The organism is Nitratireductor sp. (assembly GCF_017794765.1).
Classification (GTDB): domain Bacteria; phylum Pseudomonadota; class Alphaproteobacteria; order Rhizobiales; family Rhizobiaceae; genus Nitratireductor.
Window position 1 is genome coordinate 1,610,373 of sequence record NZ_CP051236.1, and the last position, 17,382, is coordinate 1,627,754.

Below are 17,382 nucleotides of genomic sequence, written 5' to 3' on the forward strand. Positions count from 1 at the left end.
CAGATGTGAAAAGGCCTTGATAAAGTACGGGCGTGGAGCAATCCACGCCCGTTTTGCTTGTCTAAAGGCTCGCTACCGGCTAGCTGTGCGCCATTCGGGTAACCGGCAAAGGTGTCACATGCGACTTGGCGGACGACTGGCTGCGGCCATTGAAATTCTGGAAGACATCGACCGGCGCTATCGACCGGCGGCCGAAGCGCTGAGAGACTGGGGCCTGTCGCACCGCTTTGCCGGCTCCAAGGACCGGGCTGCCATTGGCAATTTCGTCTATGACGCGTTGCGCCGAAAGCGTTCAGCGGCGTGGATGTTTCAGGAAGAAAGCCCGCGCGCTCTCGCCTTCGGCGCCTTGATGATCGAGGCCGGCCACGATGCCGAAGCGCTGAATGCAGCATTGGCGGAAGATAATTTTGCACCACCACCGATTTCCAGCGAGGAAGCGAACCGCATTGCGGCACACCCGCTGGATCAGGCGCCTGACGGCGTGCGAGCGGAATGCCCGGAATGGTGCGAGCCGCTCTTCAAGCGTGCCTGGGGCGATGACTGGGTGGGGGAGGCTGCGGCCCTTGCGGAGCGCCCGCCGCTCGACATGCGGGTCAACACGCTGAAATCCACGCGCGAAAAGGTCGCGAAAGCGCTGGCGCGCACCGGCGTTCACCAGAGTGAACTTGCACCGCAGGGTTTGCGGATCGGCCCGATCGAAGGGCAGGGGCGGCACCCCAATGTGCAGGCAGAGCCTGCCTTTCAGAAGGGCTGGTTTGAGGTGCAGGATGAGGGGTCGCAGATCGTTGCCGCCCTCACTGATGCCGCGCCGGGCATGCAGGTGCTCGACTATTGCGCCGGCGCTGGTGGCAAATCGCTCGCCATGTCGGCGGCCATGGAGAACACTGGCCAGATTCAGGCTTTCGATGCCGAGAAACAGAGGCTTGCCCCCATTTTCGACCGCCTGAAGCGGGCAGGTTGCCGCAATGTGCAGGCAGTGGCCGATCCCGAGGCACTTGCTGTGCATGAAGAAAAATTCGATCTGGTCGTCGTGGATGCGCCATGCACGGGAGCGGGTACCTGGCGGCGCAGGCCAGACGCGAAATGGCGGCTCAGCGAAAAGCAGCTTGAACAGCGTCAGGCGGAGCAGGCCGAAATCCTCGCGCGCGCCGCCCGCTTCGTGCGTCCGGGTGGGCGACTTGCCTATATCACCTGCTCGGTATTTGTGGAGGAAAACGACGATCAGGTGCGGGCCTTCCTTAAGGCCAGTCCGGATTTCCAGTCGGTGGACCACGTGACACTGTGGGAAAGGCACTTCCCCGGACAGATTGCCAAGGCGAAAATTGACAGGATCACGGGCATTGCCCTTTCTCCAAACCGTACAGCAACGGACGGCTTCCATTTCGCCGCGCTGGAGCGGACCTGATGACCGGATGGCCAGACGATGAACCAGGCAAATCCCGCTGATGTCGAAGCCCGGGTTCGGGCGAGCTTCGCCCGCCAGAAGATGATGGAAACGATCGGCGCCGAGCTGACGCTCGTGACGCCGGGCATTGTCGAGATAGAGATGCCCTATGCCGAGGCACTGACCCAGCAGCACGGGTTCCTCCATGCAGGCGTGATCTCAACGGCACTCGATTCGGCATGTGGTTACGCCGCATTCTCGTTGATGCCGGAGGATGCCGCCGTCCTGACCATCGAGTTCAAGGTGAACCTGCTTGCGCCGGGGCGCGGGGAGCGCTTTCTGTTCCGCGGCACCGTCACCAAACCCGGCCGCACCATCATCGTGGCCGACGGGCAGGCTTATGCATATTCCTCCGAAGGAAATGCCAAATTGATCGCCACCATGACCGGAACCATGATGACCATCATCGGACGGGAGGGGATCGAGGGATGATGCGGACACCGGTGGAGCCGGCCATCCTTGCCGGAAAGCGCGTTCTCTTTGTCATGGCGGCCGAAGCCGAATACGGACCGCATCTGAAGAAGCGTTTCAAACCCCTGATGACAGGTGTGGGCCCCGTGGAAGCGGGAGTGGTGCTCGGCGCAGAGCTCGCCCTTCTCGATGCCGAGGGCCATCTGCCCGATCTCCTCGTTTCCCTTGGATCTGCCGGGAGCCGCACTCTCGAACAGACGGAGGTCTATCAGGCTACCGCCGTGTCCTATCGCGACATGGATGCCTCGCCGCTTGGCTTTGAAAAGGGCGTGACGCCTTTTCTGGATCATCCTGCGATCATGCCCCTGCCTCACCGCATTCCCGGCATCCGCGAGGCGACGCTTTCGACCGGCGGCAACGTGGTTTCAGGTGCCGCCTACAACGCCGTCAATGCCGACATGGTGGACATGGAAACCTTTGCTGCTTTGCGCGCCTGCCAGCGTTTCGGCCTCGAACTGGTGGCATTGCGTGGCATTTCCGACGGCGCGGCCGAACTGCAGCACGTGAACGACTGGACCGAATATCTGCATGTCATCGACGAAAAGCTCGCCGACGCGGTGGACCGCCTCGAACAGGCCATTGCCGACGGTCTTCTATGACCAAAAAACGGCATCGCCGCTTGCACCCAAACGCATCTTTCTCTAAAGGCTCGCCATGACGATATCCAATCCCGACACAGTTCTCATCGTTGATTTCGGCAGCCAGGTCACGCAGCTCATTGCGCGGCGGGTGCGCGAGGCCGGAGTCTATTGTGAAATCGCTCCGTTCCAGTCGGCCGAAGAGGCGTTTAACCGCCTTGCGCCCAAGGCGGTTATCCTCTCCGGCAGCCCGGCCTCGACCGTCGATATTGGCAGCCCGCGCGCGCCGCAGGTGATCTTCGATTCGGGCCTTCCGGTGCTTGGCATCTGCTATGGCGAGCAGACCATGTGCGCCCAGCTCGGCGGCCGGGTCGAAGGATCGGATCACCGCGAATTCGGCCGTGCCTTTCTGGAGATCGAGGACGATTGCCCATTGTTCGACGATGTCTGGGCCAAGGGCACCCGCCACCAGGTGTGGATGAGCCATGGCGATCGGGTGACGGCCATTCCGGCAGGCTTCCGCGTGGTCGGTACCTCGACCGGAGCGCCCTTTGCGGCCATTGCCGATGATGAGCGCAAATATTACGGCGTCCAGTTCCATCCCGAAGTGGTGCACACTCCAGATGGAGCGAAGCTCCTGTCCAACTTCGTCCACAAGATCGCGGGCCTTTCCGGCGACTGGACGATGGCGGCCTATCGCGAACAGGCGATCGAGGCGATCCGCAAGCAGGTTGGCGACGGCAAGGTGATCTGCGCGCTTTCGGGCGGTGTCGATTCCTCCGTGGCGGCGCTTCTGACCCATGAGGCTGTCGGCGACCAGTTGACCTGTATTCTTGTCGATCATGGTCTGATGCGGAAGAACGAGGCGTCCGAAGTGGTCGCCATGTTCCGCGAGCACTACAATCTGCCGCTGATCCTGGTGGATGCTTCCGACCGCTTCATCGGCGCTCTGGAAGGCGAGAGCGACCCGGAAAAGAAGCGCAAGACCATCGGCCGCCTGTTCATCGAGGTGTTCGAGGAAGAGGCGAAAAAGCTTGGCGGTGCCGATTTCCTGGTGCAGGGCACGCTCTATCCGGACGTGATTGAAAGCGTTTCTTTCACCGGCGGGCCCTCGGTGACCATCAAGTCGCATCACAATGTGGGTGGCCTGCCCGAACGCATGAATATGAGCCTGGTGGAGCCGCTGCGCGAACTCTTCAAGGATGAGGTTCGGGTGCTGGGCAAGGAGCTCGGTCTGCCCGACAGCTTCATCGGCCGCCACCCCTTCCCGGGACCAGGACTGGCAATCCGCTGCCCGGGGGGCGTCACCCGCGAGAAGCTGGAAATCCTGCGTTCCGCCGATGCGATCTATCTGGACGAGATTCGCAAGGCCGGCCTCTACGATGCGATCTGGCAGGCCTTTGCAGTCCTCCTTCCGGTTCAAACCGTGGGCGTGATGGGCGACGGACGGACCTATGAGTTCGTCTGCGCGCTGCGTGCGGTAACATCGGTCGACGGTATGACCGCAGATTTTTATCACTACGACATGGAATTCCTCGGTCGCGCCGCCACCCGCATCATCAACGAGGTGAAGGGCATCAACCGCGTCGTCTACGACGTGACATCCAAGCCGCCCGGCACGATCGAGTGGGAATAGCGATTGTCTAACCGGGGTTGGCGTTAAACGTTTCTGAAAGCCCTGACTTATCAAAGTCGACAAGCTTTCCAGTCTGATCCAGTTTTGCCAGTTAAAGGATGAAAACCACTTTGATGGCATTTTCGATGGGACACCATGAGCCGAATCTTGCCAAAGTCGGTAAGAGCACCCTTTCGCTGTGATGTATCTGGGAAGGTCTCGCAAAGGCTTAAATGCTGAGAGATGTGAGGCTTGGGTGGCTGAAACGAACAGTGACACCGTTCAGGTTCGCCACGAGATCAAGGGCATTGGGCTTGCTGTCGTGCGTGAAAGGTATCTGGACACCTGCCGCGCGCTACAGGAGGTTAAATCTTCAGCCCAGGAGAAATACGTCCTAAGAAGCGGTTGAAGGCGTTGTAGGAAGAAAATGCCAGTCTGAAGACGCTTTTGGCGGATCAGATGATGGATGTCGCCACGCTTCGCGAGACGCTTGCAAAAGAGTTCTAACGCCCTGTTTTGGGAGGAATTCCGTGAACCGGGCGATTGAAGAGATGAGTTCTCTCAACACGGTGTGTGTCCTGGCGGGCAGGGTGCCGGGTGTCCACCGCTATCAGTCGAGCCGACCGGATGACACTGACCTGCGGCAGTGCTTTAGGGAGTTGCCTTAAGAACGGCGTCGGTTCGGTTACTGCCGTTTTCGCCTGTTGCTGAAGTGCGAGGACATCGATGTGAACTGGATGATGCTCTACCCCATTTACAGGGAGGCGCGGCTGACGGTCCACAAAAGCGGCGGCAGGAAGCAGGTCCTGGCACAAGGGCTACGATGGCCATTCCTCAGGAGCCAAACCAGAGATGGCCCCTGAACTTCGTCTCGGATGCACCGGTCGATGGACGCCGCTTCCGCATTCTGTGTTTTGTTGACGACTTCAGCCGGGAATGTCTGATCAGCGTGGTCGACAACTCGCTCTCGGGCGAACGCGTGGCCCGTGACCCGGCTGCGCCAGGCTTGCCCGGCCTGGCGACTGAACAGACGCCGGTACCGAGGAAATCATGCCGTATAGTTGCACGGTGGAAAGCTTCAACGGTCGGTTCTGCGATGTGTGTCTCAACGAACATCCGTTCCGCGACTATCGACATGCTGGTTTGTTCCAGCCTGTCCATCCACTCGGCCAGACATTCCAGGACGCCTTCCGCGAAGACGCTGTCACCACCGAACCATATCCTGAGCAGCATGAGCCAGGCGTCCAGACCCTGATGCGTTGGCTTGACCTCATCCGTCGCCAACATGCCGTGATCGGCGTGATCGAATATCCGAATTTCAAACACTGGGGCTGCTGAGCGCGAGAGCTCGGCACGATAGGTGCGCGCACTTTCGATGGGATCGACATAGGCGTCGTGGGTCCCAAACAGTGCGAGGACGGGTACGTCGATTTTGCGCAGATCTGCCCGAACATCGGTGCGCCAGTTGCGCTTCGCGAAACCCCAAAAGGCTTCGCTCATTGGCTGGGCGCTCGAATTTTCAGAGATATGTTTCAGATAGGTTTCGTAGGAGGTGCCGCTCTGAATGAGAGCATTTATCGCGTCGTTGGTGCGTTGCTCAGCTGCTATCTCCTGTTCGCTCATACCCTCCGCTTCCATGCGTTTACGTCCTGAGTAACGGGACTGTTTCATCCAGTTGATGGCTCCGGAAACCGGGATCATGAAGGCGATATCGTCGCGCCTGTTCACCACTTTAGGCAAGACCCAGCCGGCCTGACTGAAGCCGATGAGCCCCACCGGGCCGTTCTCCAGTCCCAGATTCTGGCGCAGGAAATCGATGGCCGCGGAAACCTCGTCCGCACGGTCCTCCATCGACTGCAATCGCCAGTCACCGTCGGATCCTCCAGTACCGGGCTTATCCCATGACATCGAGCACCAGCCCTTGTTTGCAAAGAGGCGCCAGAAAGCCTCGTAATAGCCATGTGCGTCGCGCGGCATGTCGCCCGAACCGTGGACGAATATCATACAGGCGGATGGCTTGTCCGTTCCGGCTGGCAGGAGCAGAAGCCCCTGCAACGTATTGCCTGCATGTGTGAAGCTGATTTTCCGCCGGTCGAGCCGGTCCTCTTCCATGAGCACAAAGATTGCACCCAGTACCAAAAGCGCTGCGACCGGGCCGATGAACCAACAGACGATCCTGCGTGAGGGACGCTTTTCCTTCATATGGGTATTCCTTTCAGCTCGCCTTCGCTCGCGGATGTGCTTGCTCCAAGTGGTATTGAGTGCGGTTGCTGGATGCGCTGAGCAGGATATAGAGGCAGGGAATGACAAGCGGCACGAGAAGAGTGGCGAGGCCAAGGCCGAGAATGACGGCCATGCAGAGCGGGTACCAGGCAGGTGCGGAGAAGGCGAGCGGCAGTAGGCCGGCAATGGTGGTAAGAGAGGTGGTAACGATTGGCCGCAATCTGTCCGACGCACCGAGCGCCGCCGCTTCCCGAACGCTTTTACCTTCGCGCCGACGCTCGTTCATCACCTCGACCATGACAATGGCGTCGTTCACGACGATACCAACAAGGGCGATGATGCCGATCATGGCAGGAAACGACATGGGAATACCAAGGAAGAAGAAGCCGATAAAGGTTCCCGTAAGCGCGACAGGGACCATAGCCATGATGATGAGCGGTTGCAGAAATGACCCGAACAGAAGAATGAGGATGGCCGCGACGAACAGCCCCGCAAGGATCAACGAGTGGCGAGACTTGCCAAAGGTCTCCTCGGCGGTCTGAATTTCACCAGCCCAGCGGATCGCATAGCCGGCGGGCAGATTGTCCTGAAGATCCGTAATCAGCGGCGATAGCCGCTCGGCCACGCTGATGGCCGTCACTCCTTCGGCGAGTTGCGCCTTGACGGTGTTGGTGCGCCGGCCGTCACTGTGAAGATAAAGGCGGGGGCTCGTTGCAACCTTCATGTCCGCCAGCAATGGCAGAAGCAACGCTGCTCCATCCCCGGTAACAACGGGGGTCGTTTCAAGCTCGTAAAGACGGCGTGGACCGCCCAGTTTCCCAATGCGGCTTGGATGTTGCCCACCGAGATTGATATCGAGATCGGGGTCGGTGCCGGCAATCTTGAAGGTGTCTATCTTGTCGGTCGTGAGCGAGAAGCGCACCTGCTGCAAGACGTCGGCCTCGCTCAACCGGTGATAGGCCAGCACGTCGCGGTCGAGGGTGAACCGGACTTCCGTCTTGAAGGGACCGATTGTGTCGCGGATATCATTCACGCCCGGGATGGCGGCGAGCGCGCTCTGTATCGTCCGGGAAAGCGTACGCAGGCGCATGGGATCGTCGCCAACAAGCCTGATCTGTATCGGGGCGGCTGATGTCGCGCCGCCGAGATCCGGACTTAGCAGGACATTGAGGCCCGGCTCGTCGGAGAGCGCTGCTGCCAGCCGTTCGCGGATCTCGGGCAGTGCCTCATATGAGGCGATCTCGCGGGCATTTTTGGGTTTGAAGAGCACGGATATGCCCACCATATCGGCGCCGAAGAGCGGAAGGAGATACTCGTCGATTGTATGCAGCGCGAAGGGGCTCTTTTCTGCGGCGTGCGTGGTCACGCTGGCGAGATAGGAAAGACTACGGAGCGACTCCCCGGCCTTCAGTGCCACGCGTTCCGCATCTGCCAGCGTTGCGTCGGGCGGCAGCGAAACAGTGATGCCGAGTGTGCGGCGATCCTCTTTGGGATAGAGGATCGAGGGCAGAGATGTCGCCAGGAGCGCCGAGGCGAGGAAGCAGAGCAAGGCCAGCGCGACCACGATCGCGGCACGCGTTCTGGAGCGAAGGGGACCGTGGAGAAGCCAGGTTTCGACATACCAAGCGAGGAAAAGGGTTGCGCGGTCGACCGGCGTTGCTGCCGGGTTCACTTTTCGGGCAAGGAGGAAGCGTGACAGGGGAACCGCTATCAGAAAGGCGACACCAAGGCTCGCCACCAGACAGGCAATGGCAGTCAGGGGAATGAGCCGGATGAACTTGCCGTCGATGCCTCCTATCAGCATCAACGGAAACAGGGCGAGGACGGTGGTGGCCTGACCGGCAATTGCTGGCATGAGGTAGGCCCTGACTGTGGACCGGGCAGCATCGTCGAAATGCAGGCGCCGGATATAGAGTCCGTCATGCATGCCCTCCATCACCAGGATGAAAACATCGACAAGCAATCCGAGCGCGATGACCATGCCCAGAATGGTCAGTGTATTGAGCGTGAAGCCGAGCTGATCGACGATGACCAGCGCAGCCAGCAGAGCCACTGGCATGGCTATCGCCGCAACAATCGCCTCGCGCCAGGTGAGCGCCAGGAGCAGCATCAGAAAGACTGCGGCGGCGCCTTGCATGAGATTGGTCGTCACCTCGCGAAAGCTGTCGTGGATGACTTCGCGTTCGTCGTTGAGCGTGATAATCCCAATTTCCGTGGGCCAGTCAGTTGCTGTCGTTACTTCGGAGATCTGGCGGCTGACCGCTTCGATCGTGCCGACCGTGTCGTTACCGGGACGCTTGAGGACCGACAGGCTGATGGCAGGCCGGAAATCAGTGCCGTCGATGCTGACCTGTGAGGTTCCGTCCTCCTCGTCGAGGCCGATAAAGACCTCGGCCACATCGCCGAGCTGGACGATCGTCCCGTCGTCGAGTGCCGCAATCTGGGTTGTGCGCAGATCGGTTACGGAAGTCGCCCGACCGGCAAGATAGAGGGCGTGTGTCGCTGTTTTCGTCTCCAGTTCGCCCCAGGCGAGATCCCGGTTGGCGGAGCGGACGCGGTCGCGCACCGCACTTGTCGGGATGCCGAGGGCGGAAAGGCGTGCGACATCGAGGCGAATTTGCACCGCGCGTGGCCTTGCACCTTGCAGACGTACGGCGCGAACGCCCGGCAGTTCTTCGAGCTTGCGTTTCAGCTTGTCCGCACAAAGATTGAGCTGCTCCTCGTCTGTATCGCCGGAGAGAACAAAGCTTGCGACGGGCATGTCGTTGACCGAAACCTGTTGGACGTCCGGCTTCTTGACCCCAGTCGGAAATTGGCTTTCCGCTTCGCTGATCCGCGCCCGTAGCTCCTGCATGGCGACAGGGGTGGGAATGTCGGCCTCGAATTGGAGAATGACAAGGGACAGCGAGTTGCTTGAACTGCTCTCATGGAACTTCAATCCCGGGAGCGCCCGAATGACATCCTCGATCGGCTTGGTGACTTCCTTTTCCATTTGTTCTGGTGAAGCGCCCGCCCATTCGGTCGCAATAACAGCCTGGGGGATAGCAAGATCGGGATAGTTCTCGCGCACCATGTTCAGGAGCGCGACGCTCCCTCCAATCAGGCAGGCGGCCAGCAGAACGAGCGCCAGGGTCGGGTTGAGCAGCAAAAACTGAAGCGTACCGCGCCGCTTCATTGCCGCCTCTCGGGCCCCGGACGGTTATCCTCGCCAGCGATACTTGCAGTCGAGGTGGAGTTGCCCGTTGCGGAGGAATGGTCGCCTGCCAGTTGAACCGCCATTCCGTCATTGAGAAGGTGCTGGCCGGCGATGATGACTAGCTCGTCATCCTCCACGCCGGAACGGATCGCGACGTGGGTATGATTGGATATCCCCACCTGCACCTGTCGCTTCTCGACCACTGAGCCGCCGGGGATGAGGGTGAAGATGAACGGCTTGTCCCCGGAATGGACAAGAGCGCTATGGGGCAGGATTGTAGTGTTAAGGACCTGTGCAGCGGCAATCCAGACCGTCGTCAACATGCCGTCCCTGACGGTGCCGCCACGGATGCGAACCTTGACCTGAACCGCCCGGCTGCCAAGCCCAATCGACGGACTGACCGACCAGATCTGTCCGGTGACGACGTCCGGGTGGTCGATGCCCTCGGTTGCGGTCTCCCAAATGGTTTCAGAATTGTCGCTGGCGAGAACGTCCTGCCCGGGCGCCAGATTCTTGGCGTCTGGCCAGGGCACGTTGAGCGCGATCTCCAGGACCTCCTCATTGACGAGGATGGCAGCCGCGGTATTCTCGCGCGAGGCTTGCGAACCGGCCACCGCGCCTTCAACATAGTCGCCCACGCGCACGTTGATGAGAGAAAGCCGCCCGTCGAAAGGCGCGCGGAGCACCATCTTCTCAAGAACGATCCCTGCCTGTCGGAATTGAGCCGCTGCCAGATCGACTTCAGCACGGGCGGTTTCCAGTTCCGCTTTCGCTGTCCGCAAAAGGGTGTCAGCCGTCTCTGCTGCCTTGTGCGAGGCAATGCCGCGGGAAGCGAGCGCGGTCGTGCGCGTGTGTTCCTGTCGTGCCTGGTCGAGCGCCGCCTGTGCCACCTCGACACGCCGTTCCGCACGCTGCCGCTCGGCTGCCGCCTGCGCCATTCGTGCCCGCGCTTCCCGGTCGTCAAGGCGAAGCAGCATCTGACCGAGCTGCCCATCGGGTTTCGGGCCATGAACGAAGGTTCCTTCGCGCAGCGGTACTCCGTCTGCGTCCTGGCCGATTTCGGCGACGATCCCGGCGGTCTCGATATGGAGGTGGCTTTTCAGCACAGCCTGGGCGACACCTCGGGCGACGATCCACTGGGTTAGCGTTCCCTGTCTGGCACGCGTTGCGGCGACAACCGGCCTGTCTTCTTCTCGTGCGATCACTACTCGTGCGGGCGGTTCCTGTTCAAACAGGGCTATAAGGCTCCCCGCTGACACGAGCATCAGAGCGAGCCCGCCGGCCCACCGGTGCCAATGCCCTTTCTGTCTGCCAGCGGCGCTCTGCGCAGAGGGGGTATCGAGTGACAATTTGCGTCTTTCATTAAAAGAATGAGCGTTCACTTTATGAATTGACTTGCCAGGTTCGCTTGTCAAGTCATATAGAGAATGAATATTCGCTTTTTAAAAGGAGTGCGCCTTGAGAACCCGGGATGAGGCTCTGCACAAACGCAGGAAGTCTGAAATTTTGAGAGCGGCGGCCAAATGCTTCGCGGCAAAGGGCGTGCATCAGGCGAGTATGCAGGAAATTTGCGACACAGCAGGGATCAGTGCCGGTGCCCTCTACCGCTATTTCGAGAGCAAGGAAGCGATCATTGTCGCTTTGGCTGATGAGGAACGGGCCGAAAATGCCGAGCTGATAGCTCATCTCTCGGCGGCGGACGACATAGTCGACGGATTGTGCGAAGTCGTGCCCGAGATCATCGCCGTGCTGAGAAATGAACAATACGGGCGGCTGGCCATCGAAATTGGTGCGGAAGCAACGCGCAACCCGGTGATAGCAGAGGTTTTTGAGCGCAACGAAAGCGAGCTTCGACGCGCGCTTTCTGATGCCCTGGAGCGGGGTCAGAAGTGCGGCGCGGTTGATCCCGCGCTCGATGTCCAGGCAATGGTGTTCCTGGTCCTGGCGCTCTTCGATGGCATTCCGGGACGGAGCATCTTCGCTGAGAAAATCCTGCGTGAGCAGATTGCTGAAACCTTGCAATGGTTTCTCCGCAAGGCCCTGCGGAACGCTTGACCGTGCCGGGGCAGCCACGCCGCCGATGCGAAGACGGCTGCATGCGGTCGTCGCTGCAGGTGCGCTGACCAATGTCTCCGAGAGTATGGGGGGCTGGCTCTGCTCTAACATGTCCTGGAAACGGGCGAAGGCGCATCCGCCGCATTTTCCTTGAGTTCGCTGTCAGCAAGAGTCTCAAAAACTTCGCCCTTATCGAGCGAATGCCGGTCATGCGCCAACAGTCAGACAGCACCAGTCGAGTGACCTTTTCCGAGAGCTGAGGTCATGCGCCCGATATCAGCGTACGCGCAGCAGGATGACCGGTTCGTTGAAATGACGACAGAAAGCAAGAACACGCTCTTCCAGAGTGCACGGAATCTTATTCCACGGCCGAGGTTGCAGAGCTTCCTGCGACAAAGCCGGCACAAATATGCGATCCGGAGATGTTCAAAAAGCTTGGGGCTATTCACCTTGGTGGTCTTATTGGTTACGCTGTTGAAAGGCTGCGCTCCAGGCTGGCAGTAGTTCCGATCTCTTACTATCCATACACCTTGGCATTGGACCGAGCGAGAGACTTGCCGTTGGAACAGTCTGTTTACAATGATGTGTGGTGCGAGCGGCTGGGCGGTTCACCACGAAGAGGAGTGAGACTTGTTGGAAGAACATGAAAGCGGGTCTCTGCCTTCGACTACGGGCAAGCCTGTTCAAACGGGCGGCGGTGTTCAATCGTTGGAGCGTGCCTTTGATCTGATAGAACTGATCGCCAGTGAAGGCGGGCCAATTGCGTTAACTCAGCTGGCAGAGCTGTCGCAGTTACCACCGCCGACTATCCATCGCCTTGTGCGCACCCTTGTAAAGCGCGGTTATGTTCGCCAGACCCCGAACAGGCTCTACGTTCTGGGACCCCGTTTTATGCGTCTGGGTGATGCATCGCGGCGCGTGGTCGGCAACTGGGCGCAACGTCATTTGACCGAACTCGTCGACCTGACCGGGGAAACGGTCAATGTTGCTGTGCTCGATTACGATGGCGCGCTGTTTGTAGCCCAGGTGCCGTCCAAGCACCATCTGCGGATTTTCACCGACGTTGGTCGGCGTGTGCGGCTGCATTTGTCTGCGGTGGGCAAGATCCTGTTGGCGCAGATGACGGATCAGCGCATCCGCGAGGCAGTCAATCGACAGGGTATGCCTGCGCAAACCCCGCACTCGATTACTTCTTTCGAAGTGCTTCAGCAGGAGATCACCCTCGTTCGAGAGAGGGGCTATGCGGTGGACAATGGCGAGCAGGAGGTGGGCATGCGCTGTATCGCAGTGCCCGTGCCCGGGATGCCGACGCTCACCGCCCTGGGTATATCGAGCCCAGAACAGAGGCTTCCTGACGAAGCGATAGAGCGGATGGTTCCGCAATTGAAGGCGACCGCGGCGCGGATTTCCGAGGATGTACTGAGTCAGGAGGTTAAACCAGGCCACCCTTGAAGGGCAGCCTGGCCGGTTTAGCCTGGTCGAGTTCCTTTGGGTCTGTCAGGATTCTGCTCCTGATAGCATGCAGCTTCAGGCGCCAGTCGCAGGCGCGGAGAAAGCCTCCCGTGCGCTCCGCAGGAAATCGCGTGTTGCCGAGGCGACCAGGGCGGTGTTGCTGACCATAACCATTCGCGCTCCGAGTCTGGCGGCCTGTTCGAGATCTGCCGGCGTGCCGGCGGCAGCATTCAGATGCTTGCCCAGCCGCTTGGCGATCCCGGCCGCCTTGACGACGCATTCGCCAACTTGAGGGATCTGTTTTTCACCGGGATGTCCCAGCGAAGCAGCGAGATCGCCAGTTCCCAGGCAGATGATATCGATGCCGTCCTCGCCGATGATGCCTTCCGCATGATGATAGGCCTCTTCGTCTTCCATAAGCGCGCAAACTACGGGATGGTTTTGCGTGGCATGGAAAAAGTCCTTTGGGCTCTGCGTGGCACCGTAGTTGGCAGCGCGGGACGAGCCTGCCACGCCTCGCGTGCCATGCGGCGGAAACCGTAGCGCGGAAACCAGCCGCGCTGCATCTTCCGGAGTGCGTACATGGGGCGCGATGATGGCGCTGGCTCCGGTGTCGGCATAGGGAAGGATCACTTCGGGGCGGTTCTCCGGTACACGCACAAGGGAAGCCATGCCGGTAGCATCGGCCGAGGTGACGAGGTTGTAGCAGCTTTCGACACTGATCCCATCGTGTTCGGCATCGATCATCACCCAGTCGAATCCGAGCAGGCCGTAAAACTCCACCAAACGGGGTGAGGCGATGTCCGCCATCACTCCGAAGAGGGGGCGGGACTCCTTGAGCTGCTCGCGCAACCTGTTGGTTCTCATTGCTTTTCCTCCTTCTTCTAGAATGCGATCGCCGGCGGCTTTATGCGCGCATCCATGGTGCGGAAATGCCGGGTGAATTCAGCCACATAGTCGGCCATGCGGCGAAACAGTTCTTCACCTCGTTTGGCGCAGGGCATGCTCGCGTCGCCCCATCCGGAGGAGCGTGACACGTTCTCGATTCTGACAGGCAGGTTGACGCGGCTTTCACCGAACCTGGCCTCCATTGGCGACAACAGTTCGAGATCCTGATAGGCGTTGCGCGCACTGGGCTGCGCGAGATCAAGCCGCACCGAGCCGGGATGGAGATATTCGAGAAGCGAGGCTCCAGGTTCTCCGCCGTGACCAAAGACTGAGTGATCGTTGTTGAACAGATCTCCGCGCAGATCAGCCTGTAAGACGCCGGGGTTGAGGGAGGCCATCACCACACCGGTCTTTTTGCGGACCGTGCGCATCGCCGTCGAAACCGGGTAAAGGTTCGGAATGTGATAAGTGAGCAAGCAGATGTGATCGAATCCGCTGTCGATGAGCCCGAGAGCCAGTGTCTCGACATACTGCTCCACCAGGTCGGGCGATATGGCGACTGTCCCCGGAAAGGACAGGATGGAATCGGAAACACCATAGGTTAGTGGAGGCAGCCAGACATCCTGGTTTGCCCTGGCGGCCTCTTCCGCCAGTGCTTTTGGTACGAGATAGTCATAGCCGAGCGGCAACGGGCCGTTGCCTTCAACTGTGCCGATCGGTAGCAGAGCCACCGCGCCCCGCTGTGCTGCCTCGCGGATTTCCCGCGTGCTCATGAGTGGGAGATAGGTTTTCATATTGCCTCGCTATCGTGAATTTTGGGTCGCGGTTTGCAGGCAGACGGCCTAGATCGCGGGCTCAGGGGGAGCGAGCCGGGTGTCCATCGTCTGGAATTTGCCGATGAAATCCACAACGTGGTCGAGCATGCGGCCAAACAGAATTTCGCCACGTTCCGCAGATGCGTTGCCTGGATCCCCCCATCCGGAGGTCGGCGAGAGTTCTTCCAGCTCAAGATAGAAGTTGACACGACTGGCCCCGAAACGGGCTTCCATTGGCGAGATCAGTTCCAGCCCTTGCCAGTTTGCCTTTTCCCTGGCTTCGGCGAACGCGTCGCGGGTGGCCTCTGGATGAAGATACTTCAGTAGCGAAGTGCCAGGTTCGGCGCCGTGGCCGATGCTCTCCGGTTCAAACAGATCGCCGCGCAAATCGGCAAACAGCACCATTGGGTTGATGGAGGCAACCTGAACCCCGGTGTCGTAACAGACCCGTCGGCTTGCCTGCTCGACCGGGTACTGGTTTGGGCCGTGATTGGTAATGAGAAGGATGTGATCGAAACCGGCTTGGATAAGGGACTTCATGATCGCTTCCGCCGTCTCGCCCAGCATCTGCGGTGTGATCCCCAAGGTTCCCGGGAAACCTTTCAGACCATCCGAGACGCCATAGGCAACAGGCGGCAGATAAACAGAGCCGGTCGCTTCAGCGGCACGCTCAGCCAGGGCTGAAGAAACCAGGAAGTCGAGCCCGGTGGCATTCTGAGGTCCGTTTGCGTCGGTGCTGCCGATCGGCACCAGTGCCACCGCGCCGCGTTCGGCAGCCTCTTTCGCCTCGATCCAGGTCATAAGTGGCAAGAATGACTTCACAGCAACCCCCTTTTTCTAAAGTTGCGTATTCATATTATGGAAGTAAAATTCCATCAAGTGGAATTTATCAGGCTTTGAATCGATCTTTTCGTTGACAGGACCGCGCCCCAAAGGTAGATTGCAAAAATTCCACGATATGGATCAATAATTCCAAAAATAATAAGGGGACGTTGATGATCTTTCTTGTTGGGGCTCGGTTTCGGACGGTTTTGATTGCGTCGTGCGGCGTTGTGGGAGTGCTGGCTTCGCCTGCGGTCGCAGAGGAGCGGGCGCGGCTTCGCTTCGTGCAGCAATCACCGGTTCAAAGCTTAAACCAGAACATCGAATCGACGCGTACGTCTGGGCGGATCGGTGAAGAAATAGTCGAGGCGCCAGTCGGCGTCCGAATGGTCGACGGCAAGTATGAGTTCTACCCCAAGCTTGCAGAGTCGTGGTCGCAGGTTGATGCACGCACATGGCGCTTCAAAGTGCGGCCTGGGGTCAAATTCTCCAATGGAGAGCCGCTGACGGCGGAAGCATTCGCCAAGACGCTCGAGTTCTGGCGTGCCTATCCTGGCGGAAAATCTGCAGCGACTTTCGCCAACATCGACATTAATGTCGTGGACGAAATGACGTTCGATGTCGTTACCGAAAAGGAAAACCTTTCCTCTCTTCCCGCTCAGATGACCTATTTTGTTGTTGCGCCGCCACGCTATCACGAGAGTCTCGGCGAGCCCGCCGAAGCTCAGGTGGCATTTGGGAACGACCCCATCGGCACCGGTCCCTATCTACTTGATGAGTGGCAAAAGGGCGTGGTTATCAAGCTGAAGGAAAACCCGGAATACTGGGGCGAGAAGCCGACAATCAAGGATATCGAGATCCGCAGTGTCTCTGATCCGGCAACCCGTGTCAGCCTGCTTCAGTCAGGCGCTGCCGATGTCATTGGCGACATTCCGGTCAGCCTGTATGATCGCATTGCTGCCATGGACGGGAAGAAGATGGTGGGTGCCCGCAGTGACGTGCGCGTCTTCCTTGCCCTCAATCTAAGCACAGCGCCGACTGACAATGTTCTGGTGCGCAAGGCGATAAGCTACGCCATCGATCGTAAGCTGATCATCGACAGGCTCCTGCGCGGCCACGCTGAAGAGACCCAGGGCATCTTTGCTCCTGGAGAGCTTGGATACACGGCGGATTTCTCGGCCTATTCCTACGATCCGGAAAAGGCGCGCGCCCTCTTGAAGGAGGCCGGCTTCGACGGTCCGGTTCCCATTACCCTCAATTATCCGATCGGTACGTTCGATATCGACCAGCAACTGGCGGAAGTGATCCAGGCGCAGTTGCAGGAAGTCGGCTTCGAGGTGGCCATGAAAGGCGGACCCAATCCGTCGCTGCAGCCGCTATGGCGTAAACCGGGTTCTTCCGAGGGCATCTATCTCTATCAGATGAGCCCGGTCTACCCAGACTCCAACTTCCTCATGAACACCGCATATTTCGGCTCCGGGTCGGTCTACAGGGCCTTCGGCACGGACGAGAAACTCGATGAAATCAGCCATGCGGCGGCTACGGCGAAGGAAGCTGAGGAACGTCAGGCGCTTTATGAGAAGGCGCAGGAGCGGGCCATCACCGAACTCGCCATGTGGGTGCCGCTCTACATCCGTGAGCTGGGATACGGTATGGTTGAAGAATTCAACTGGGACCCTCCTGCGTCGAACAGGCTGAACTTCTCTTCGGTGAAGTTCGACTGAACGGCGAACGGTGTCGCGATGCAGTCTCCCGACGTCGCGGCACCGTTAGTTATGCTGATTTCGGTTTGAGCCACTTCAGGATGGTAAAGTAGTCGTTTT

The 17,382-nt window shown here is 59.4% G+C and carries 13 protein-coding genes; 7 read left to right on the forward strand and 6 right to left on the reverse strand.

The window, feature by feature from the left end; all coding sequences use genetic code 11:
• Positions 1-118 precede the first annotated feature (118 nt).
• The 4 genes from HF949_RS07635 to guaA are packed head-to-tail and all read left to right on the forward strand — an operon-like array spanning position 119 to position 4,129.
• Complete coding sequence (locus tag HF949_RS07635; RefSeq protein WP_292899563.1) at positions 119-1,405, forward strand: RsmB/NOP family class I SAM-dependent RNA methyltransferase; 1,287 nt, start codon at positions 119-121, stop codon at positions 1,403-1,405.
• Positions 1,406-1,423: 18 nt separating this feature from the next.
• The gene (locus tag HF949_RS07640; protein ID WP_292899565.1) at positions 1,424-1,876 is read left to right on the forward strand and encodes a PaaI family thioesterase; all 453 of its coding nucleotides are present in this window, start codon (positions 1,424-1,426) and stop codon (positions 1,874-1,876) included.
• On the forward strand, positions 1,873-2,514 hold the full coding sequence (locus HF949_RS07645; protein WP_404933509.1) for a 5'-methylthioadenosine/S-adenosylhomocysteine nucleosidase: 642 nt from the start codon (positions 1,873-1,875) through the stop codon (positions 2,512-2,514). Before HF949_RS07640 ends, HF949_RS07645 begins: the two co-directional genes overlap by 4 nt.
• A 55-nt stretch (positions 2,515-2,569) precedes the next feature.
• On the forward strand, positions 2,570-4,129 hold the full coding sequence (gene guaA / locus HF949_RS07650) for a glutamine-hydrolyzing GMP synthase (protein WP_292899567.1): 1,560 nt from the start codon (positions 2,570-2,572) through the stop codon (positions 4,127-4,129).
• Between the two features lie 813 nt (positions 4,130-4,942).
• Here the strand turns inward: guaA and HF949_RS07655 are convergent.
• From HF949_RS07655 to HF949_RS07665, 3 genes are read right to left on the reverse strand one after another with little or no spacing between them, the layout of a single operon-like run.
• Positions 4,943-6,310: an alpha/beta hydrolase family protein gene (locus tag HF949_RS07655; RefSeq protein WP_292899569.1), complete on the reverse strand. Its 1,368-nt coding sequence runs from the start codon at positions 6,308-6,310 to the stop codon at positions 4,943-4,945.
• 13 nt (positions 6,311-6,323) lie between these two features.
• Positions 6,324-9,506, reverse strand: coding sequence for an efflux RND transporter permease subunit (locus tag HF949_RS07660; protein WP_292899571.1), 3,183 nt, complete (start codon positions 9,504-9,506; stop codon positions 6,324-6,326).
• On the reverse strand, positions 9,503-10,732 hold the full coding sequence (locus tag HF949_RS07665) for an efflux RND transporter periplasmic adaptor subunit (RefSeq protein ID WP_292899572.1): 1,230 nt from the start codon (positions 10,730-10,732) through the stop codon (positions 9,503-9,505). The genes HF949_RS07660 and HF949_RS07665 overlap by 4 nt, the downstream gene beginning before the upstream one ends.
• A gap of 352 nt (positions 10,733-11,084) precedes the next feature.
• Here HF949_RS07665 and HF949_RS07670 point away from each other — a divergent pair, with 352 nt between their 5' ends.
• A complete protein-coding gene (locus HF949_RS07670; RefSeq protein WP_292899574.1) occupies positions 11,085-11,582 on the forward strand; it encodes a TetR/AcrR family transcriptional regulator in 498 nt (165 codons plus the stop codon).
• 630 nt (positions 11,583-12,212) lie between these two features.
• Positions 12,213-13,034: an IclR family transcriptional regulator gene (locus HF949_RS07675; RefSeq protein WP_292899576.1), complete on the forward strand. Its 822-nt coding sequence runs from the start codon at positions 12,213-12,215 to the stop codon at positions 13,032-13,034.
• 75 nt (positions 13,035-13,109) lie between these two features.
• On the opposite strand, the gene HF949_RS07680 is transcribed toward HF949_RS07675, so the two are convergent.
• From HF949_RS07680 to HF949_RS07690, 3 genes are read right to left on the reverse strand one after another with little or no spacing between them, the layout of a single operon-like run.
• On the reverse strand, positions 13,110-13,901 hold the full coding sequence (locus HF949_RS07680) for an HpcH/HpaI aldolase family protein (protein WP_292899578.1): 792 nt from the start codon (positions 13,899-13,901) through the stop codon (positions 13,110-13,112).
• 17 nt (positions 13,902-13,918) lie between these two features.
• Entirely contained in the window at positions 13,919-14,716 is a 798-nt protein-coding gene (locus HF949_RS07685) for a creatininase family protein (protein ID WP_292899580.1), read from the reverse strand.
• A 48-nt stretch (positions 14,717-14,764) separates the two neighbouring features.
• A complete protein-coding gene (locus tag HF949_RS07690) occupies positions 14,765-15,538 on the reverse strand; it encodes a creatininase family protein (RefSeq protein ID WP_292900067.1) in 774 nt (257 codons plus the stop codon).
• 194 nt (positions 15,539-15,732) lie between these two features.
• Here HF949_RS07690 and HF949_RS07695 point away from each other — a divergent pair, with 194 nt between their 5' ends.
• Positions 15,733-17,283, forward strand: a complete 1,551-nt coding sequence (locus HF949_RS07695) for an ABC transporter substrate-binding protein (protein ID WP_292899582.1) — start codon at positions 15,733-15,735, stop codon at positions 17,281-17,283.
• Positions 17,284-17,382: the final 99 nt, after the last annotated feature.